16 protein-coding genes are annotated in these 20,340 nt (G+C 53.5%); 12 read left to right on the forward strand and 4 right to left on the reverse strand.

From position 1 onward, the window contains the following. Positions 1-19 precede the first annotated feature (19 nt). On the reverse strand, positions 20-3,133 hold the full coding sequence (gene acrD, locus D9738_RS16425; protein WP_130207435.1) for a multidrug efflux RND transporter permease AcrD: 3,114 nt from the start codon (positions 3,131-3,133) through the stop codon (positions 20-22). A 163-nt stretch (positions 3,134-3,296) separates the two neighbouring features. After that, positions 3,297-4,997 carry a nitrate/nitrite two-component system sensor histidine kinase NarQ gene (narQ, locus tag D9738_RS16430; RefSeq protein WP_130260649.1) on the reverse strand — a complete coding sequence of 567 codons (1,701 nt, stop codon included), beginning with the start codon at positions 4,995-4,997 and terminating at the stop codon, positions 3,297-3,299. Between the two features lie 205 nt (positions 4,998-5,202). On the opposite strand from narQ, the gene aegA reads away from it, so the two are divergent. From aegA to D9738_RS16445, 3 genes are all read left to right on the forward strand, one after another. After that, positions 5,203-7,182, forward strand: coding sequence for a formate-dependent uric acid utilization protein AegA (gene aegA / locus D9738_RS16435; protein ID WP_130260650.1), 1,980 nt, complete (start codon positions 5,203-5,205; stop codon positions 7,180-7,182). 67 nt (positions 7,183-7,249) lie between these two features. Continuing rightward, entirely contained in the window at positions 7,250-7,825 is a 576-nt protein-coding gene (nudK, locus tag D9738_RS16440) for a GDP-mannose pyrophosphatase NudK (protein WP_000193711.1), read from the forward strand. Between the two features lie 125 nt (positions 7,826-7,950). After that, on the forward strand, positions 7,951-8,994 hold the full coding sequence (locus D9738_RS16445; RefSeq protein ID WP_130260651.1) for a DUF1176 domain-containing protein: 1,044 nt from the start codon (positions 7,951-7,953) through the stop codon (positions 8,992-8,994). A gap of 51 nt (positions 8,995-9,045) precedes the next feature. Here D9738_RS16445 and tkt read toward each other — a convergent pair whose 3' ends face one another. Together tkt and tal are read right to left on the reverse strand one after the other, a co-directional pair. Then, positions 9,046-11,049 (reverse strand): transketolase, encoded by a 2,004-nt coding sequence (gene tkt, locus D9738_RS16450; protein WP_130260652.1) that lies wholly within the window; start codon positions 11,047-11,049, stop codon positions 9,046-9,048. 20 nt (positions 11,050-11,069) lie between these two features. Continuing rightward, entirely contained in the window at positions 11,070-12,020 is a 951-nt protein-coding gene (gene tal / locus D9738_RS16455) for a transaldolase (protein ID WP_130260653.1), read from the reverse strand. Positions 12,021-12,307: 287 nt separating this feature from the next. On the opposite strand from tal, the gene maeB reads away from it, so the two are divergent. The 9 genes from maeB (at position 12,308) to D9738_RS16500 (ending at position 20,331) form a co-directional block, all read left to right on the forward strand. After that, complete coding sequence (gene maeB / locus D9738_RS16460; RefSeq protein WP_130207423.1) at positions 12,308-14,587, forward strand: NADP-dependent oxaloacetate-decarboxylating malate dehydrogenase; 2,280 nt, start codon at positions 12,308-12,310, stop codon at positions 14,585-14,587. A gap of 286 nt (positions 14,588-14,873) precedes the next feature. Continuing rightward, positions 14,874-15,209, forward strand: a complete 336-nt coding sequence (gene eutS, locus D9738_RS16465) for an ethanolamine utilization microcompartment protein EutS (RefSeq protein ID WP_000356956.1) — start codon at positions 14,874-14,876, stop codon at positions 15,207-15,209. A 12-nt stretch (positions 15,210-15,221) separates the two neighbouring features. Continuing rightward, entirely contained in the window at positions 15,222-15,701 is a 480-nt protein-coding gene (gene eutP / locus D9738_RS16470; protein WP_130260654.1) for an ethanolamine utilization acetate kinase EutP, read from the forward strand. Then, positions 15,676-16,377, forward strand: coding sequence for an ethanolamine utilization acetate kinase EutQ (gene eutQ / locus D9738_RS16475; protein ID WP_130260655.1), 702 nt, complete (start codon positions 15,676-15,678; stop codon positions 16,375-16,377). The genes eutP and eutQ overlap by 26 nt, the downstream gene beginning before the upstream one ends. Continuing rightward, positions 16,374-17,177 (forward strand): ethanolamine utilization cob(I)yrinic acid a,c-diamide adenosyltransferase EutT, encoded by an 804-nt coding sequence (gene eutT, locus D9738_RS16480; RefSeq protein WP_130260656.1) that lies wholly within the window; start codon positions 16,374-16,376, stop codon positions 17,175-17,177. Before eutQ ends, eutT begins: the two co-directional genes overlap by 4 nt. After that, positions 17,174-18,190 (forward strand): phosphate acetyltransferase, encoded by a 1,017-nt coding sequence (pta, locus tag D9738_RS16485; RefSeq protein ID WP_130260657.1) that lies wholly within the window; start codon positions 17,174-17,176, stop codon positions 18,188-18,190. Before eutT ends, pta begins: the two co-directional genes overlap by 4 nt. A gap of 38 nt (positions 18,191-18,228) precedes the next feature. After that, positions 18,229-18,522 (forward strand): ethanolamine utilization microcompartment protein EutM, encoded by a 294-nt coding sequence (gene eutM / locus D9738_RS16490; protein WP_000387713.1) that lies wholly within the window; start codon positions 18,229-18,231, stop codon positions 18,520-18,522. 106 nt (positions 18,523-18,628) lie between these two features. After that, a complete protein-coding gene (gene eutN / locus D9738_RS16495) occupies positions 18,629-18,916 on the forward strand; it encodes an ethanolamine utilization microcompartment protein EutN (RefSeq protein WP_130207415.1) in 288 nt (95 codons plus the stop codon). Between the two features lie 11 nt (positions 18,917-18,927). After that, entirely contained in the window at positions 18,928-20,331 is a 1,404-nt protein-coding gene (locus D9738_RS16500) for an aldehyde dehydrogenase family protein (RefSeq protein ID WP_130260658.1), read from the forward strand. Positions 20,332-20,340: the final 9 nt, after the last annotated feature.

Consider the following 20,340-nt stretch of genomic DNA (forward strand, 5'->3'; position numbering starts at 1 on the left):
CTTATATCAGGACTAGTCATTATTCTGGTCGAGGCTTCAGTGGGAAGCGACGACGCACCAGCACAAAGAATAGCGGCACGAAGTAAATCGCCAGAATGGTGGCAGAAATCATCCCGCCCATTACGCCAGTACCGACGGCGTGTTGCCCACCAGAACCGGCACCACTGCTGATCGCCATCGGCAATACGCCGAAGATAAACGCTAGCGAGGTCATCAGAATCGGACGTAAACGCTGACGGCAGGCGTGGAGTGTCGCTTCAAACAGGTCGTGGCCTTTTTGATTCATCTCGTTGGCAAACTCAACAATCAGGATGGCGTTTTTCGCCGACAAACCAATGACTGTTAGCAGGCCAACCTGAAAGTACACATCGTTTTCCAGCCCACGCATCCAGGTTGCCAGCAGTGCGCCGATAACTCCCAGCGGTACAACCAGCATTACCGAGAACGGTACTGACCAACTTTCATAAAGTGCAGCCAGACACAGGAATACCACCAGCAATGAAATGGCGTACAGCGCCGGAGCTTGTGCTCCGGAAAGTCGTTCCTGGTACGACATCGCTGTCCACTCCAGTCCAAAGCCGTTCGGCAACTGCTTCACCAACGATTCCATAATATCCATCGCGGTACCCGTACTGACGCCCGGGGCGGCTTCCCCGACAATCTCTACCGCAGAATAGCCGTTATAGCGTTCCAGACGCGGCGAGCCTGTTTCCCAGCGAGAGGTCGCGAAGGCGGAGAAAGGCACCATGCCGCCGTCTTTGTTACGCACATACCACAGGTTAATGTCATCTGGCAGCATGCGATACGGCGCGGCAGCCTGCACATAGACTTTCTTCACGCGACCGCGATCCATAAAGTCATTCACATAGCTCGAGCCCCACGCGGTTTGCAGCGTGTCGTTAATATCGTCAATGGCAACGCCCAGTGCCTGCGCTTTGCGCTGGTCGATATCAATCTGCAATTGCGGGCTGTCGTCCAGACCGTTATGGCGCACACGAGTAAGTTCTGGGTTTTCCGCCGCGAGCGCCAGCAGCTGATTACGCGCGGCCATCAGCGCATCGTGACCAGCCCCGGCGTGGTCCTGCAACTCCATATCAAATCCAGCGGAACTGCCAAGACCGCTGATAGCAGGCGGGCTACTGGCGATAACGCGAGCTTCTTTGATTTTATTAAATTCTTTTGTTGCACGTTCGATAATGGCAAACGAGGTGCCTGTTTTACTGTCGCGTTCGCTCCAGTCTTTCAGGCGGACAAACATTCGTGCCACGTTTTGCCCGTTCCCCCCTGGGCCAGAGCCGACAGTGGCAAACACCGACATGATGTTGTCTTTCTCATGGGTGAAGTAATACTTCTCGATCTGTTCCACCACTTTCAGAGTCTGTTGCTGAGTCGAACCGCTGGGTAACTGTACCGAGGTGGTAAACATGCCACGGTCTTCCAGAGGCAGGAACGACGTCGGCAGACGCAGAAACAGGAACACCATGCCGCCTAACAGCAGGACGTAAATCAAAATCCAGCGCAGGCTGCGGTGGAGAATTTTCGCCACCCCTTTTTCGTAGCGTTCGGCGTTGCGGTTGAACATCTGGTTAAACCAGGCAAAAAAGCCTTTCTGCCCGTGATGTTCACCTTTTTTCAGTGGCTTAAGTAGCGTAGCGCACAATGCCGGAGTCAGGATCATCGCCACCAGAACCGACAGCACCATTGCCGCAACAATGGTTATAGAGAACTGGCGATAGATAGCCCCGGTGGTGCCGCCAAAGAAGGCCATTGGCACAAATACAGCAGAAAGCACCATTGCAATCCCGACCAGTGCGCCCTGGATTTGCCCCATCGATTTACGTGTGGCTTCGCGAGGAGTGAGTCCTTCCTCACTCATAATACGTTCGACGTTTTCCACCACCACGATGGCGTCATCCACCAGCAGGCCGATAGCCAGCACCATCGCGAACATGGTTAAGGTGTTGACGCTATAGCCGAAGGCATAAAGCACCGAGAAGGTTCCCATCAACACTACCGGCACGGCGATAGTTGGAATCAGCGTAGCGCGGAAGTTTTGCAGGAACAGATACATGACGAGGAAAACCAGCGCGATAGCTTCTAACAGAGTTTTCACTACGTCTTCAATGGAGGCCTTAACAAACGAGGTGGTTTCATACGCCACCTTGTACTCCAGTCCGGGCGGGAAATACTGCGCCAGTTCATCCAGACGGTTGATCACCAGTTCTGCCGTTGCCATTTCGTTCGCACCGGAGGCCAGTTTTACCCCCAGCCCCGAGGCTGGTTTACCGTTGAAACGGCTAAGATAATCGTATTTCTCCGCTCCCATTTCGACGGTGGCGACATCACCCAGTTTCACTTCCGAACCGTCCTGATTTACCCGCAGAGTGATATCACGAAACTGTTCTGGCGTTTGCAACAGTGATTGGGCGTTAATGGTGGCGTTGAGTGCCTGGTTATCGACAGACGGCGTACCGCCAAGCTGCCCAACCGCAATCTGTGCGTTCTGCGACTCAATGGCGTCAGTGACATCTTTGGCGGTCATCTGGAAACTGTTCAGTTTTGCCGGATCCAGCCAGATACGCATCGAATATTGCGAACCGTAAGCGTCGATATCACCAACGCCGTTCACGCGGCTTAACGGGTCCTGAATATTACTGGCAACGTAATCGGCAATATCCTGTTTATCCATCGAACCATCGGTTGAGACGAAGGCAATGGTCAGAATGTTGGTATCGCCGGTTTTACGCACCGTTACGCCCTGATTTTGCACCGCCTGCGGTAGTTTACGCATGGCCGACTGCAACTGGTTCTGCACCTGTTGCACTGCTTCGTCCGGATCTGTACCAGCTTTAAAACTGAGCGTTACTGACGCCTGTCCAGTACCGCTGCTTTGTGATGACATATACATCAGGTTATCGAGACCAGTCATATTCTGCTCGATAACCTGGGTCACGGTGTTTTCCAGCGTCTGGGCTGACGCGCCAGGATAGTTAGCGGTCACTCGCACGTTGGGGGGCGCGAGATCCGGGTACTGTTCAACGGGCAATGAGAAAATGGCCAGGGTTCCTGTCAGACACAACAGAATTGCCAGCACCCAGGCAAAAATGGGGCGATCAATAAAGAAATTCGCCATTAAAAGAGGACCTCGTAGTTCTGCGTATCGTTATGGGCATGCCTTGCTTCACTGTAGCGGCAAGGTACGAGCCAATCGTGGAGAAAAAAAGGAGATAATGTAAATTATCATGCCCTTTTATACTGAACCTAAAATGCCAGTATTTAATGAATAGTAGGCAGCATCATATCTGCTGGCTTTCCTCGCTCTCCGCAGAGCGAAAGCTAATACTCACTAACGTGCCGCCGCCGGAAGGTTGCGAAAAAGTCAGCGTCCCACCCAATCTTTCCGCGCGCTCGCGCATGATATTCAGACCATAATGGCCTTCGGGTTCCTCCGGTTCACCGATGCCAATACCGTTGTCGCGAATATAAACTGTGTGATTGCCATCCGGCGCGGTGACGCAGCTAACGGCAATTTCGCTGGCGTTGGCGTGCTTCATGGCGTTCAGCACCGCTTCGCGAATAATTTGCAACAAATGCACCTGCATCTGCGCATCCAGCGCCAGGGTTGGCAGACGGCAGTCGAGCGTCAGTTTGGCGCTGGTTTGGTTTTGTAATGTATCCAGCATTTCACGCAGCGCAGAGGGAAGATCCGCTTGCTGTAGCGTCAGTCGGAAAGTGGTTAACAGCTCGCGTAACTGCCGATAAGCATCATTCAGCGCCTGGGAGAAGTCGGCCATGATACTTTGTGCAGTGGCGTTATTTTCGGGTATCGAACGCTTCAGTAACGTCAACTGGATACGTAAATAAGAAAGCACCTGGGCCAGCGAGTCGTGCAGTTCGCGGGCGATGGTCGCGCGTTCTTCCATCAACAGCAACTGCTGAAAATGCTTCTGCGCCTGATTAAAGTACAAACCGCGTCCCAGCATCGATGAAACGCTGTTAAGTAGCGGTTCTGATGATGACACGTGGCTATTTTGCCAGTGCAACTCGCCGTAAACCGTCTCTTGCATGGTGACCGGTAAAATCTGCATTGGCAGCTCAGGGTTTGGCTTCCCTTCGCTAATCCGCCAGTTATCCCCAACGTTCAGCTCCAGATATTCAGCAGCCTCATTGTCGCGAACAATCTGCAAAATATGGCGGAAACAATGCACATCAATCTGGCTGGTGTTCAGTGCCTGCGAACACTGATACAACACCTCCAGGCGACGCTTGGCCTCGTGGAGATCGCGAGTTTTTTCTTCTACTGACGCTTCCAGCGAGCGGTACAACTTATGCAGCTCGCTCGACATCTGGTTAAAGGTTTTTGCAAGCAGGCCCAGTTCATTGGGCAGGCTGGTATCCAGCGGCGGCGAGTCGAACTGCCCGTGTTCAATACGCTGACTGGCGGTAACCAGTTGATTCAGCGGGGCTACCACCTGATGGCGTATGCGGCGCAAAGTAAAAAAGACCAGCGTGAAAATGCCAATACCGCCAGCTAGCGAAATCGCCACCACCAGCAGCATTTTGCGTTCAGCGTAGTGTTGCAAAGCCAGCACGAACAGGTCTATCTGATTGACATAATTATTAATATTGGCCTGATACCACGGCAAATCACCCTTGATGAGCCGATTATTCATCTCCAGCCAGTTGGCATTCAGATGCGCATAGCGGGCTTTTACTGCCTCTGGCACATACCAGACGTTGAGATTGGTTAATACCGGTGAATGCAGTGCCTGCTGGAACAGTTGGCGGTGTGCGTTAAGCTGTGGACTGCCACTTTGCAGATCGTAACCCAGACGATAACTCTGCATACGCAGCGATCCGGCAATATTGATAGCCTCAGCGTCGCGCAAACTGCTCGCCAGAGTTAGCAGAGCGATACCCGTGGAAAGAATCGACAGCAGCACAATGTAAAAAAAGGCCCGGGCCAGACTGGCCGAGACGGGGCGTTTGACAATCACACGCGTCTTCTCCACATAAAATAATGAATGTTACAGCTCGCTGAAACGCAATTTGATAAGCGATGAGATTATTTGATCTGCCACAGTTTATAGCGAAATAGTTACTTGTTCTGGGCACATGAACATTGCCGATCCCCGTCTAAGTCGGGTAATAACAACACTCATATAAAGAATAAGGTTTTTACAACCAAAAAAGAAGGTCGTTATGAATCGTTTTATTATGGCCAACAGTCAGCAATGTCTGGGGTGCCATGCTTGTGAAGTGGCCTGTGTGATGGCTCACAATGATGAGCAACACGTGTTGAGTCAGCACCATTTCCACCCCCGAATTACGGTTATTAAACATCAGCAGCAACGTAGCGCAGTGACTTGTCACCATTGTGAAGATGCGCCCTGCGCCCGTAGCTGCCCTAATGGCGCGATCAGCCACGTTGATGACAGCATTCAGGTCAATCAGCAAAAGTGTATTGGCTGTAAATCCTGCGTGGTGGCCTGTCCATTTGGTACGATGCAAATCGTCCTGACGCCCGTCGCGGAGGGTAAAGTTAAAGCCACCGCGCATAAATGCGACCTGTGTGCAGGGCGCGAAAACGGCCCTGCCTGTGTCGAGAATTGCCCGGCGGACGCGCTGCAACTGGTCACTGACGCTGCACTCTCCGGCATGGCGAAATCCCGCCGCCTGCGCACCGCGCGCCAGGAACATCAACCGTGGCATGCCAGTACCGCGGCACAAGAAATGCCGGTAATGAGTAAAGTCGAGCAAATGCAGGCAACGCCCGCGCGTGGCGAGCCGGATAAACTGGCGATTGAAGCGCGCAAAACTGGTTTTGATGAAATTTATCTGCCGTTTCGTGCCGACCAGGCACAACGGGAAGCCTCGCGCTGCCTGAAGTGCGGCGAGCATAGCGTCTGTGAATGGACCTGCCCGTTGCATAACCACATTCCACAATGGATTGAACTGGTGAAATCTGGAAACATCGACGCCGCCGTTGAGCTTTCTCACCAGACCAACACCCTGCCGGAAATTACCGGACGCGTCTGCCCGCAAGACCGTCTGTGCGAAGGTGCCTGTACTATTCGCGATGAGCACGGTGCGGTGACTATCGGCAATATTGAACGCTACATTTCGGATCAGGCGCTGGCGAAAGGCTGGCGTCCAGACTTAAGTCATGTCACCAAAGTCGACAAGCGAGTGGCGATTATTGGCGCGGGGCCGGCAGGGCTGGCCTGTGCGGATGTTCTGACCCGCAATGGCGTGGCGGTGACGGTGTACGATCGCCATCCCGAAATCGGTGGCTTGCTCACTTTCGGCATTCCTTCTTTCAAACTGGATAAATCCCTGCTGGCACGCCGTCGGGAAATCTTCAGCGCGATGGGGATTCACTTCGAACTCAATTGTGAAGTGGGTAAAGATGTCTCTTTGGGTTCGCTTTTGGAACAATACGATGCGGTCTTCGTTGGCGTCGGCACTTACCGTTCCATGAAAGCGGGTTTACCTAATGAAGATGCGCCGGGCGTTTATGACGCGCTGCCGTTCCTCATTGCCAACACCAAACAGGTGATGGGACTAGAAGAGCTACCGGAAGAGCCGTTTATTAATACCGCCGGGATGAATGTGGTAGTACTGGGCGGTGGGGATACCGCGATGGACTGTGTGCGTACCGCGCTGCGCCACGGCGCGAGCAACGTCACCTGTGCCTACCGTCGTGATGAAGCCAACATGCCAGGTTCGAAAAAAGAGGTGAAGAACGCCCGCGAAGAGGGGGCGAACTTCGAGTTTAATGTTCAGCCAGTGGCGATTGAGCTGAATGAACAAGGTCACGTCTGCGGGATTCGTTTCCTGCGCACGCGTCTTGGCGAAGCGGATGCACAAGGGCGTCGGCGTCCGGTACCGATTGAGGGCAGTGAATTTGTGATGCCAGCCGACGCGGTGATCATGGCATTTGGCTTCAACCCGCACGGGATGCCGTGGCTGGAGTCGCACGGTGTAACGGTGGATAAGTGGGGCCGCATCGTGGCGGACGTTGAAAGCCAGTACCGTTACCAGACCACCAATCCGAAAATCTTCGCCGGTGGCGACGCCGTGCGTGGCGCGGATCTGGTGGTTACCGCAATGGCAGAAGGACGTCATGCGGCACAGGGGATCATTGACTGGCTAGGCATAAAATCAGTTAAATCTCACTGATAGCCTACGCAGACAAACCCGACTTCACAGCGTAAGATAATTGTTCATTTCGCGCTGTGGAGTCGGTATGACGCAACAAATCACCCTCATTAAAGACAAAATTCTCTCCGATAACTATTTCACCCTGCACAACATTACTTACGATCTCACGCGCAAAGATGGCGAAGTTATCCGCCATAAACGTGAAGTTTACGATCGCGGTAATGGTGCGACGATCCTCCTCTACAACGCGAAGAAAAAGACCGTAGTTCTGATTCGTCAGTTCCGCGTCGCTACCTGGGTTAATGGCAATGAAAGCGGGCAGCTGATTGAAACCTGCGCCGGGCTGCTGGATAACGACGAACCGGAAGTCTGTATTCGCAAAGAAGCGATTGAAGAGACGGGCTATGAAGTGGGCGAAGTGCGCAAATTATTTGAACTGTATATGTCGCCAGGCGGTGTGACTGAGCTAATCCACTTTTTTATCGCCGAATACAGTGACAATCAGCGCGCTAACGCCGGTGGCGGTGTCGAAGATGAAGATATTGAAGTGCTCGAGCTGCCGTTCAGCCAGGCGCTGGAGATGATCAAAACCGGCGAGATACGTGACGGTAAGACGGTGTTATTGCTTAACTATTTGCAAACGTCACATTTAATGGACTGAAAAATAACAATAATATTTCGTTGTTTATTATTGGCTCAATCCGATAAATCCGATTGAGCCGCGCTACCTGCGCAACGAAGATACGACTTGTGCTGTTTGTTTGAACTTCTGGGGTCGTACCGTCCATGCGCTATCGCATTTTTCTTCTCTTTTTTTTCGCTTTGTTGCCGACGTCTTTGGCGTGGGCGGCACCAGCGCAACGGGCGTTTTCCGACTGGCAGGTCACCTGTAATAACCAAAACTTCTGTGTGGCACGCAATATTGGCGATCATAATGGACTGGTGATGACCCTGAGCCGCAGCGCCGGGGCGCATACCGACGCCGTTTTACGTATTGAGCGCGGCGGGTTGAAATCACCGGATGTGTCGGAAGGGGAAATAGCGCCACGGCTGCTGTTAGATGGTGAGCCGTTGGCGTTAAGTGGTGACAAGTGGCGGATTTCACCATGGTTATTAGTAACCGATGATACGGCAACCATCACCGCGTTTTTGCAGATGATTCAGGAAGGGAAGGCAATCACCTTACGCGATGGCGATCAGACCATTTCTTTAAATGGCTTAAAAGCGGCGTTGTTGTTTATTGATGCCCAGCAAAAGCGCGTTGGCAGTGAAACCGCGTGGATAAAGAAAGGGGACGAACCGCCGCTCAGCGTACCGCCCGCGCCTGCGCTGAAAGAGGTCGCGGTGGTTAACCCAACGCCGACACCACTCTCACTCGAAGAACGTAACGATTTGCTGGATTATGGTAACTGGCGGATGAATGGTCTGCGCTGCTCGCTTGATCCGTTGCGTCGTGAAGTGAGCGTTACGGCACTGACCGATGATAAAGCATTAATGATGATTAGCTGTGAGGCAGGTGCTTATAACACCATTGATTTGGCATGGATTGTATCGCGTAAAAAGCCACTGGCCTCGCGGCCGGTACGGTTACGTTTGCCGTTCAACAACGGTCAGGAGACGAATGAACTGGAGTTGATGAACGCAACATTTGATGAAAAAACGCGTGAACTGGTGACCTTAGCGAAAGGTCGCGGATTAAGCGATTGTGGCATTCAGGCGCGCTGGCGTTTTGACGGCCAGCGTTTTCGCCTGGTGCGTTACGCCGCAGAACCGACCTGCGATAACTGGCATGGGCCAGACGCCTGGCCCACGTTGTGGATCACCCGTTAAACATCATGGCGTGGACATGTAGGCCGGATAAGACGCATCCGGCAATCAGCATCAGGCACCTTTCACTCCCAGCACCTTATGCGCTTTTGCCACAATATTCTCGGCGGTAAAGCCAAAGAACGGGAACAGCTTATCCGCCGGAGCAGACTCCCCGTAACCCGTCATTCCGACAATCGCCCCTTTCAAACCAACATATTTGTACCAGTAATCGGCTATACCCGCTTCTACCGCCACGCGGGCCGCAACGTTAGAAGGCAACACCGACTCGCGATATTCCTCATCCTGGGCGTCGAAAATATCGGTCGAGGGCAGGGAAACCACGCGAACATTGCGACCTTCTCCCGCCAGTTTCTCTGCGGCCTGTAGGGTGATTTCCATCTCTGAACCGGTAGCAATCAAAATGATATCCGGCTTGCCGCCGCTGTCTTTCAACACATAACCACCACGAGCAATCTCTTTTACCTGATCCGGTGTTCGTTCTACCTGTGCCAGATTCTGCCTTGAGAGGATCAGCGCTGTCGGCCCGTTGTGACGCTCGACCGCCAGCTTCCAGCCCACCGCCGCTTCCACCTGATCGCACGGTCGCCAGGTGCTGAAATTCGGCGTTAAGCGCAGACTTGCCAGTTGCTCCACCGCCTGGTGCGTCGGACCATCTTCGCCCAGACCAATTGAGTCGTGGGTATAAACCATAATCTGCCGCGCTTTCATCAGTGCCGCCATCCGCGCGGCGTTACGGGCGTATTCAACAAACATCAGAAACGTTGCGGTATACGGCACAAAGCCACCGTGGTGTGCAATGCCGTTGGCAATAGCAGTCATACCAAATTCGCGTACCCCGTAGTGAATATAATTCCCTGCGGGATCTTCCTTCAGCGACACAGACCCTTTCCAGATGGTGAGATTACTTGGGGCCAGATCCGCCGAACCGCCAAGCAGCTCCGGCAGCATAGGGCCGTAGGCGTTAAGCGTATTTTGCGACGCTTTACGGGTAGCGATTTTCGCCGGATTCGCCTGCAACTCATTGATATATTTCTGAGTGGTTTTCTCCCAGTCCTTCGGCAGACCACCGCTCATTCGGCGAGTAAACTCTTCTGCAAGTTGTGGATGGGCCTTTTTATAAGCGGCAAACTTCTCATTCCAGCTCTGCTGGGCTTTTTCACCTTTTTCGCGGGCATCCCAGGCGTGATAAATCTCTTTGGAGATCTCAAATGGTGGATGATGCCAGCCCAGTTTTTGCCGTGCCAGCGCGACTTCTTCTTCGCCCAGCGGAGCACCGTGGGCCTCTTCCTTACCCGCTTTATTAGGCGAACCAAAGCCAATCACCGTGCGGCAGATAATCAGCGATGGTTTATCTTTCACGCTTTGCGCTTCAAGAATCGCTTCCTTCACCGCTTGCGGATCGTGGCCGTCGATCTCGTGGACAACATGCCAGTGGTAGGCTTCAAACCGTTTTGCCGTATCGTCGGTAAACCAGCCTTCGGTTTCACCATCAATCGAAATACCGTTGTGGTCGTAAAAGCCGATCAGCTTGCCGAGTCCCAACGTTCCTGCCAGTGAACAGACTTCGTGAGAGATACCTTCCATCAGACAGCCGTCGCCCATAAACACATAGGTGAAGTGATCGACAATCTCATGATCCGGCTGGTTAAACTGCGCTGCCAGCGTGCGCTCCGCTATCGCCAGTCCAACCGCGTTCGCCAAACCTTGTCCAAGTGGACCGGTGGTGGTTTCAACACCTGGCGTATAGCCAATCTCCGGGTGACCTGGGGTTTTCGAATGCAACTGACGGAAGTTCTTCAGCTCTTCCAGCGGCAGGTCATAACCAGTCAGATGTAGCAAACTGTAGAGCAACATCGAGGCGTGACCGTTGGAAAGAATAAAGCGGTCGCGGTCATACCAGGTCGGATCGGTGGGGTTATGTTTGAGAAAGTCGTTCCACAGCACTTCGGCAATATCGGCCATGCCCATCGGCGCGCCGGGATGACCGGAATTGGCTTTTTGCACCGCATCCATACTGAGCGCGCGAATCGCATTGGCAAGGTCTTTTCGGGACATAAAACACTCCGTGGCTGGTTTTAGAATTTGGCGGCAAGAAGATCTTCCAGTTTGCGTTGATCAACGGCGAACAGGCGGATGCCTTCAGACAGTTTTTCTACCGCCATCGGATCCTGATTGTGCTCCCAACGAAATTCCGCTTCGCTCATCGGGGAGGGGCGAGGGAAGGATTGCGATGCCGGGATCAGTTTGCGAACCACTGGCGAAACCTTTTCCTGCAACTCCTTCAGCAAATTCGGCGCGATGGTCAGACGGTCACATCCGGTTAAGGCGAGGATTTGTTCGGTACGACGGAAGCTGGCACCCATCACAATGGTTTCGTAGCGATGCTGCTTATAGTAGTCGTAGATGTTGCGCACAGATTTGACACCCGGATCTTCCTCTACCACATACGGGTCCATCGGTTTGCGCGCCTGATACCAGTCATAAATACGACCTACAAACGGCGAAATCAGAAAAACGCCCGCTTCTGCACAGGCCCGTGCCTGAGCAAAGGAAAACAGCAGCGTCAGGTTGCAGTTAATGCCTTCTTTTTCCAGTTTTTCTGCTGCGCGAATTCCTTCCCAGGTGGAGGCCAGCTTGATCAGAATGCGAGATCTCTCAATGCCCTGTTGTTGGTACAACTCCACGAGATGGCGTGCTTTTTCGATACTTTTTTCTTTGTCAAAAGAGAGGCGTGCGTCAACTTCTGTCGACACGCGACCGGGTACGATTTTGAGAATTTCTGTACCGAAATTGACTGCCAGTTTGTCGCAGGCCGCGATGACTTGTTGTTCCTGGGTCTTGCCATTTTTTTTACCCCAGGCAATAGCATCGTCTATTAAATGTTCATATTGTGATAAACCGGCAGCCTTGAGTAACAGCGAAGGATTGGTGGTGGCATCCTGGGGATGATAATGGCGAATGGACTCAATATCACCGCTGTCTGCCACGACAGTGGTGAACTGTTTGATGCCGTCTAACTCGTTCATAGGAAATACTCCTTGAAAAGTAAAGTGTTAGATGAGTGCGTTAATTCACACTTCTGAGAAATTTCGCTAAACGCATCAAAAAAGCATAGCAGACAGGCATGGTATTGCTGGATGAAGCAGGTAACATCAGTGTTATGGGATTATTACCAAAACATTATTTGATGGGGGAGAGTTTGGGCTTGCTCAGAGTCTCGAAGCTCCGGCAAGGTAATAATGTGCGCCACGTTGTGGGCTGAGGCAGTTGCCCACACCTATTTTTGTGAACGTTACGTGAAAGGAACAACCAAATGGATGAGCAGTTAAAACAAAGTGCACTTGATTTCCATGAATTTCCTGTACCAGGAAAAATCCAGGTTTCTCCGACCAAACCTCTGGCAACCCAGCGCGATCTGGCGCTGGCCTATTCACCGGGTGTCGCCGCGCCTTGTCTTGAAATCGAAAAAGATCCGTTAAACGCCTACAAATATACCGCGCGCGGTAACCTGGTGGCAGTTATCTCTAACGGTACGGCGGTGCTGGGGTTGGGTAATATTGGCGCGCTGGCAGGCAAACCGGTGATGGAAGGTAAGGGCGTTCTGTTTAAGAAATTCGCCGGGATAGATGTGTTTGACATCGAAGTTGATGAACTCGACCCGGACAAATTTATCGAAGTGGTCGCCGCGCTTGAGCCAACCTTCGGCGGTATCAACCTCGAAGATATTAAAGCGCCAGAATGTTTCTATATTGAACAGAAACTGCGCCAGCGGATGAACATTCCGGTATTCCACGACGATCAGCACGGGACGGCAATCATCAGCACCGCCGCCATTCTCAACGGATTACGCGTAGTAGAGAAAAATATCTCCGACGTACGGATGGTAGTTTCTGGTGCGGGCGCAGCGGCAATTGCCTGTATGAACCTGCTGGTGGCGCTGGGTCTGCAAAAACATAACATCGTGGTGTGCGACTCAAAAGGTGTTATTTATCAGGGCCGTGAGCCGAACATGGCGGAAACCAAAGCGGCTTACGCGGTGGTGGATGACGGCAAACGTACCCTCGACGATGTGATTGAAGGCGCGGATATTTTCCTTGGTTGTTCCGGCCCGAAAGTGCTGACTCAGGAAATGGTGAAGAAAATGGCCCGCGCGCCGATGATCCTGGCGTTGGCGAACCCGGAACCGGAAATTCTGCCGCCGCTGGCGAAAGAAGTGCGTCCGGATGCCATCATCTGTACCGGTCGTTCCGACTATCCGAACCAGGTTAACAACGTGCTTTGCTTCCCGTTCATCTTCCGAGGCGCGCTGGATGTTGGCGCAACGGCTATCAATGAAGAGATGAAACTGGCGGCAGTCCGCGCGATTGCGGAACTGGCCCATGCCGAACAGAGTGAAGTGGTGGCTTCTGCGTATGGCGATCAGGATCTGAGCTTTGGCCCTGAATACATCATTCCAAAACCGTTTGATCCGCGCCTGATCGTTAAGATCGCCCCAGCGGTCGCCAAAGCGGCAATGGAGTCCGGCGTGGCGACGCGCCCGATTGCCGATTTTGACGTCTACATCGACAAGCTGACCGAGTTCGTTTACAAAACCAACCTGTTTATGAAGCCGATATTCTCCCAGGCTCGCAAAGCGCCGAAGCGCGTCGTTCTGCCGGAAGGGGAAGAGGCGCGCGTTCTGCATGCGACGCAGGAACTGGTAACCCTGGGACTGGCAAAACCGATCCTTATTGGCCGTCCGAACGTGATCGAAATGCGTATTCAGAAACTGGGCTTGCAGATCAAAGCGGGCGTTGATTTTGAGATCGTCAATAACGAATCCGATCCACGCTTTAAAGAGTACTGGAGCGAATACTTCCAGATCATGAAGCGTCGTGGTGTCACTCAGGAACAGGCACAACGTGCGCTGATCAGTAACCCGACGGTGATCGGTGCGATCATGGTTCAGCGTGGTGAAGCCGATGCGATGATCTGCGGAACGGTGGGCGATTATCACGAACACTTTAGCGTAGTGAAAAATGTCTTTGGTTATCGCGATGGCGTTCACACCGCAGGCGCAATGAACGCGCTGTTGCTGCCGAGTGGTAACACCTTTATTGCTGATACCTATGTTAATGATGACCCAGACGCAGAAGAGCTGGCGGAGATCACGCTGATGGCGGCAGAAACTGTCCGTCGTTTCGGTATTGAGCCGCGTGTTGCTCTGTTGTCGCATTCCAACTTCGGTTCTTCCAACTGCCCGTCGTCGAGCAAAATGCGTAAAGCGCTGGAGCTGGTCAGGGAACGTGCGCCTGAGCTGATGATTGATGGCGAAATGCACGGTGATGCGGCGCTGGTAGAAGCGATTCGCAACGACCGTATGCCGGACAGCACCCTGAAAGGTTCCGCTAATATTCTGGTGATGCCGAACATGGAAGCTGCTCGTATTAGTTACAACTTACTGCGCGTTTCCAGCTCGGAAGGTGTCACTGTCGGCCCGGTGCTGATGGGCGTGGCGAAACCGGTTCACGTGTTAACACCGATCGCGTCAGTGCGTCGTATCGTCAACATGGTGGCGCTTGCCGTGGTTGAAGCGCAAACCCAACCGCTGTAATTCTTGCTTAACTATCACGCTTACCCTGAGTAATTCGGGGTAAGCGATTTTTATATTATTAATACGTCTTACTGCTTTTACTAATAGCAAATAAATTACCCGACATAAAATAAAGCAATATCTTTATATTTATTCATGCTCTGCATATGAAAGTTTATGTATCACGGTAAATATCTCTCCATTCTTAGTGATCTACCTCACCTTTTAAACACGCTTGCCGAATTTTGTTATTTACTCTGACGAAAAATTGTCACGATACACGCACGTTTTTTACAGGCGGCGACTCATGGACAAAGAACGCATCATTCAGGAATTTGTACCCGGGAAACAGGTCACGCTGGCGCATTTGATTGCGCATCCGGGTGAAGAACTGGCGAAGAAAATCGGCGTTCCGGATGCTGGCGCAATTGGCATTATGACGCTAACTCCCGGCGAAACGGCGATGATCGCCGGTGATTTAGCGCTGAAAGCCGCTGATGTGCATATCGGTTTTCTCGACCGCTTCAGCGGCGCGCTGGTGATTTATGGCTCGGTGGGCGCAGTCGAAGAAGCGTTATCACAAACCGTCAGTGGTTTAGGACGCTTATTAAATTATACGCTGTGTGAAATGACTAAAAGTTAATACGAGGCATTCATGAAACGAATTACGTTTGTGGGTAGCGTCGGGGCAGGAAAAACAACGTTATTTAATGCGTTGCAGGGAGATTATACCCTCGCCAGAAAAACACAGGCCGTGGAATTTAATGATAATGGCGATATTGATACTCCGGGTGAATATTTTAGCCATCCCCGTTGGTATCACGCCTTAATAACCACGCTACAGGATGTGGACATGCTGATATATGTCCACGGCGCAAATGATCCAGAAAGCCGATTACCTGCCGGGCTGCTGGATATTGGCGCCAGTAAACGGCAAATCGCCGTCATCAGTAAAACGGACATGCCGGATGCTGACGTCACCGCAACGCGACAGTTATTGCTTGAGACTGGCTTTGAAGAGCCAATTTTCGCGCTAAACAACCATGACCCGCAAAGCGTGCAGCAACTGGTGGATTATCTGGCATCTCTCACCGAACAGGAGGAAGCAGGTGAAAAAACTCATCACAGCGAATGATATTCGTGAAGCACACGCGCGCGGCGAACAGGCAATGTCCGTGGTTCTGCGCGCCAGCATTATTACCCCTGAAGCGCGCGAAGTGGCGGAACTACTGGGTTTTACCATCACCGAGTGCGATGAATCGACGCCTGTAACGGCATCCGTTCCCGCCAGTGCATCAGCCGATAAAACCGAAAGCCAGCGCATCCGCGAAACCATCATTGCCCAGCTGCCGGAAGGCCAGTTTACCGAAAGCCTGGTCGCGCAGCTGATGGAAAAAGTGATGAAGGAAAAGCAGTCGCTGGAGCAGGGGGCAATGCAGCCGAGCTTCAAATCGGTGACCGGCAAAGGCGGCATCAAAGTGATTGATGGCAGCAGCGTCAAGTTTGGCCGTTTCGATGGCGCTGAACCGCACTGCGTGGGCCTAACTGATCTTGTGACCGGAGACGACGGCAGCAGTATGGCCGCTGGTTTCATGCAGTGGGGCAACGCCTTCTTCCCGTGGACCCTGAACTACGACGAAATCGACATGGTGCTGGAAGGGGAGCTGCATGTTCGCCACGAAGGCGAAACCATGATTGCCAAAGCGGGCGATGTGATGTTTATCCCGAAAGGATCCAGCATCGAATTTGGTACGACATCCAGCGTGAAATTCCTGTATGTCGCCTGGCCGGCTAACTGGCAATCCCTATGAAAGATTTCATCACCGAAGCATGGCTAAGAGCGAACCATACGCTCAGCGAAGGCGCAGAGATCCATCTCCCTGCGGACAGTCGCCTGACGCCCTCTGCCCGGGAGTTACTGGAAAGCCGCCATCTGCGCATCAAGTTTATTGACGAACAGGGTAGCCTGTTTGTTGATGATGAACAGCAGCAGCCGCAGCCCGTTCACGGGCTGACTAGTAGCGATGAACATCCGCAGGCGTGCTGCGAACTGTGCCGCCAGCCGGTGGCGAAAAAACCAGACACACTGACTCATCTGTCGGCGGAAAAAATGGTTGCCAAAAGCGATCCGCGCCTGGGTTTTCGCGCTGTTCTCGACAGCACCATTGCGCTGGCTGTGTGGCTGCAAATTGAACTGGCGGAACCGTGGCAGCCGTGGCTGGCGGATATTCGCTCGCGTCTTGGCAACATTATGCGTGCCGATGCGCTGGGGGAACCGCTGGGCTGCCAGGCGATTGTCGGGCTTTCTGACGAAGATCTGCATCGACTTTCTCACCAGCCGCTGCGCTATCTCGACCACGATCATTTGGTGCCGGAAGCTAGCCACGGGCGCGATGCGGCGTTGCTGAATCTGCTACGCACCAAAGTGCGTGAAACCGAAACCGTAGCGGCGCAGGTGTTTATCACCCGCAGTTTTGAAGTATTACGCCCGGACATTTTGCAGGCGCTGAACCGCCTTTCCAGCACGGTCTACGTGATGATGATCCTGAGCGTAACGAAGCAGCCGCTAACGGTGAAGCAGATCCAACAACGACTGGGGGAAACGCAATGATTATTGAACGTTGTCGTGAACTGGCGTTGCGAGCGCCCGCCAGAGTGGTTTTTCCAGATGCTTTAGACCAACGCGTACTGAAAGCTGCGCAATATTTACATCAACAAGGTCTGGCAACGCCCATTCTGGTCGCCAATCCGTTTGAACTTCGTCAGTTTGCGCTCAGTCACGGCGTGGCGATGGACGGGCTACAGGTGATTGATCCGCATGGCAACCTCGCAATGCGGGAAGAATTTGCTCATCGCTGGCTGGCCCGCGCGGGCGAAAAAACGCCGCCGGATGCGCTGGAAAAACTCACCGAACCGCTGATGTTCGCCGCCGCAATGGTCAGCGCCGGTAAAGCGGATGTCTGTATCGCGGGCAACCTCTCTTCCACGGCGAATGTGCTGCGTGCCGGATTACGCATTATTGGCTTGCAGTCTGGCTGTAAAACGCTCTCTTCCATTTTCCTGATGCTGCCACAGTACAGCGGTCCGGCGTTGGGCTTTGCCGATTGCAGCGTGGTGCCGCAGCCGACGGCGGCGCAGCTGGCGGATATTGCGCTTGCCAGCGCCGAAACCTGGCAGGCCATCACCGGAGAAGAGCCGCGCGTGGCGATGCTGTCGTTTTCCAGCAACGGTAGCGCCCGTCACCCCTGCGTTGCCAATGTGCAACAGGCGACAGAAAGCGTCCGTGAACGCGCACCGCAGTTGGTAGTCGATGGCGAGTTGCAGTTTGACGCCGCTTTCGTGCCGGATGTCGCGGCGCAAAAAGCGCCTGCCAGCCCGCTACAGGGCAAAGCCAATGTGATGGTTTTTCCGTCGTTGGAAGCCGGAAATATTGGCTACAAAATCGCACAACGGCTTGGCGGGTATCGTGCCGTCGGGCCATTGATACAAGGACTTGCCGCGCCGATGCACGATCTCTCTCGTGGTTGTAGCGTGCAGGAAATTATCGAACTGGCGCTGGTGGCAGCCGTACCGCGTCAGACAGAAGTGAACCGCGAAAGCAGTTTACAAACACTGGTTGAATGAACGGTCCCGTTCTGGACCCTGATAAAGAGGAAAACACAATGGAAGCATTAGGAATGATCGAAACCCGGGGCCTGGTTGCACTGATTGAGGCTTCTGACGCGATGGTGAAAGCTGCGCGCGTCAAACTGGTCGGCGTGAAGCAGATTGGCGGCGGCCTGTGCACTGCGATGGTTCGCGGTGATGTTGCAGCCTGTAAAGCCGCGACCGATGCTGGTGCCGCAGCGGCACAGCGTATTGGCGAGCTGGTATCTGTACACGTTATCCCGCGTCCGCACGGCGACCTGGAAGAAGTCTTCCCGATCGGCCTGAAAGGCGACAGCAGCAACCTGTAATCACCCTGTGTGACGTCGATTCGGGCGTCACGCTCTCTCCTTTTTCATTTTACCTTCCGCGGAGGGTAGGGGGAGCTTTTACCTGAAATACGCCACGGAGGTGGGTATGAAACTGGCAATCGTCACTGGACAAATTGTTTGTACCGTACGCCATCACGGACTGGCGCATGACAAATTGCTGATGGTGGAAATGATTGATCCACAAGGTAATCCTGACGGGCAATGTGCCGTCGCCATCGACAATATTGGCGCGGGAACCGGGGAGTGGGTGTTGCTGGTGAGTGGCAGTTCCGCCCGCCAGGCGCATAAAAGCGAAACGTCACCGGTCGATCTGTGCGTGATTGGCATCGTCGATGAGGTGGTGTCTGGCGGTCAGGTTATTTTCCACAAATAAGGCAGAACATCATGAATCAACAGGATATTGAACAGGTGGTGAAAGCGGTACTGCTGAAAATGCAAAGCAGTGACACGCCGCCCGCCGCCGTTCATGAGATGGGCGTTTTCGCTTCCCTGGATGACGCCGTTGCGGCAGCCAAAATTGCACAGCAAGGGTTAAAGAGCGTGGCAATGCGCCAGTTGGCGATAACAGCCATTCGTGAAGCAGGCGAAAAGCACGCCAGAGATTTAGCGGAACTTGCCGTCAGTGAAACCGGTATGGGCCGCGTTGAAGATAAATTTGCCAAAAACGTCGCTCAGGCGCGCGGCACACCGGGCGTTGAGTGTCTCTCTCCGCAGGTGCTGACGGGCGACAACGGCCTGACTTTAATTGAAAACGCGCCCTGGGGCGTAGTGGCTTCGGTGACGCCTTCCACTAACCCGGCGGCAACCGTAATTAACAACGCCATCAGCCTGATTGCCGCGGGCAACAGCGTCATTTTTGCCCCGCATCCGGCGGCGAAAAAAGTCTCCCAGCGGGCGATTACGCTGCTCAACCAGGCGATTGTTGCCGCAGGCGGGCCGGAAAACTTATTGGTTACCGTGGCAAATCCGGATATCGAAACCGCGCAACGCTTGTTCAAGTTTCCAGGCATCGGCCTTCTGGTGGTGACGGGCGGCGAAGCGGTAGTGGAAGCGGCGCGCAAACACACCAATAAACGCCTGATTGCCGCAGGTGCCGGTAACCCGCCTGTGGTGGTGGATGAAACCGCCGACCTCGCCCGTGCCGCTCAGTCCATCGTCAAAGGCGCCTCTTTCGATAACAACATCATCTGTGCCGATGAAAAGGTACTGATTGTTGTTGATAGCGTAGCCGATGAACTGATGCGTCTGATGGAAGGCCAGCACGCGGTGAAACTGACCACAGAGCAGGCGCAGCAGCTGCAACCGGTGTTGCTGAAAAATATCGACGAGCGCGGAAAAGGCTCCGTCAGCCGTGACTGGGTTGGTCGCGATGCGGCGAAAATCGCGGCGGCAATCGGCCTGAACGTCCCGCAAGAAACGCGTTTGCTGTTTGTGGAAACCACCGCAGAACATCCGTTTGCCGTGACCGAACTGATGATGCCGGTGCTGCCCGTCGTGCGCGTCGCCAACGTGGCGGATGCCATTGCGCTGGCGGTGAAACTGGAAGGCGGTTGCCACCACACGGCGGCAATGCACTCGCGCAATATCGAGAACATGAACCAGATGGCAAACGCTATTGATACCAGCATTTTCGTCAAAAACGGACCGTGCATTGCCGGGCTGGGGCTGGGCGGGGAAGGCTGGACCACCATGACCATCACCACGCCAACCGGTGAAGGGGTAACCAGCGCGCGTACTTTTGTCCGTCTGCGTCGCTGTGTATTAGTCGATGCGTTTCGCATTGTTTAAGGAGTAACC

The organism is Escherichia sp. E10V5 (assembly GCF_004212315.1).
Taxonomy (GTDB): Bacteria; Pseudomonadota; Gammaproteobacteria; order Enterobacterales; family Enterobacteriaceae; genus Escherichia.

Coding starts and splice junctions, on each gene's coding strand:
- acrD (WP_130207435.1), bottom strand. CDS start 3,133: ATGGCGAATTTCTTTATTGATCGCCCCATTTTTGCCTGGGTGCTGGCA.
- aegA (WP_130260650.1), top strand. CDS start 5,203: ATGAATCGTTTTATTATGGCCAACAGTCAGCAATGTCTGGGGTGCCAT.
- nudK (WP_000193711.1), top strand. CDS start 7,250: ATGACGCAACAAATCACCCTCATTAAAGACAAAATTCTCTCCGATAAC.
- D9738_RS16445 (WP_130260651.1), top strand. CDS start 7,951: ATGCGCTATCGCATTTTTCTTCTCTTTTTTTTCGCTTTGTTGCCGACG.
- tkt (WP_130260652.1), bottom strand. CDS start 11,049: ATGTCCCGAAAAGACCTTGCCAATGCGATTCGCGCGCTCAGTATGGAT.
- tal (WP_130260653.1), bottom strand. CDS start 12,020: ATGAACGAGTTAGACGGCATCAAACAGTTCACCACTGTCGTGGCAGAC.
- maeB (WP_130207423.1), top strand. CDS start 12,308: ATGGATGAGCAGTTAAAACAAAGTGCACTTGATTTCCATGAATTTCCT.
- eutS (WP_000356956.1), top strand. CDS start 14,874: ATGGACAAAGAACGCATCATTCAGGAATTTGTACCCGGGAAACAGGTC.
- eutP (WP_130260654.1), top strand. CDS start 15,222: ATGAAACGAATTACGTTTGTGGGTAGCGTCGGGGCAGGAAAAACAACG.
- eutT (WP_130260656.1), top strand. CDS start 16,374: ATGAAAGATTTCATCACCGAAGCATGGCTAAGAGCGAACCATACGCTC.
- pta (WP_130260657.1), top strand. CDS start 17,174: ATGATTATTGAACGTTGTCGTGAACTGGCGTTGCGAGCGCCCGCCAGA.
- eutM (WP_000387713.1), top strand. CDS start 18,229: ATGGAAGCATTAGGAATGATCGAAACCCGGGGCCTGGTTGCACTGATT.
- eutN (WP_130207415.1), top strand. CDS start 18,629: ATGAAACTGGCAATCGTCACTGGACAAATTGTTTGTACCGTACGCCAT.
- D9738_RS16500 (WP_130260658.1), top strand. CDS start 18,928: ATGAATCAACAGGATATTGAACAGGTGGTGAAAGCGGTACTGCTGAAA.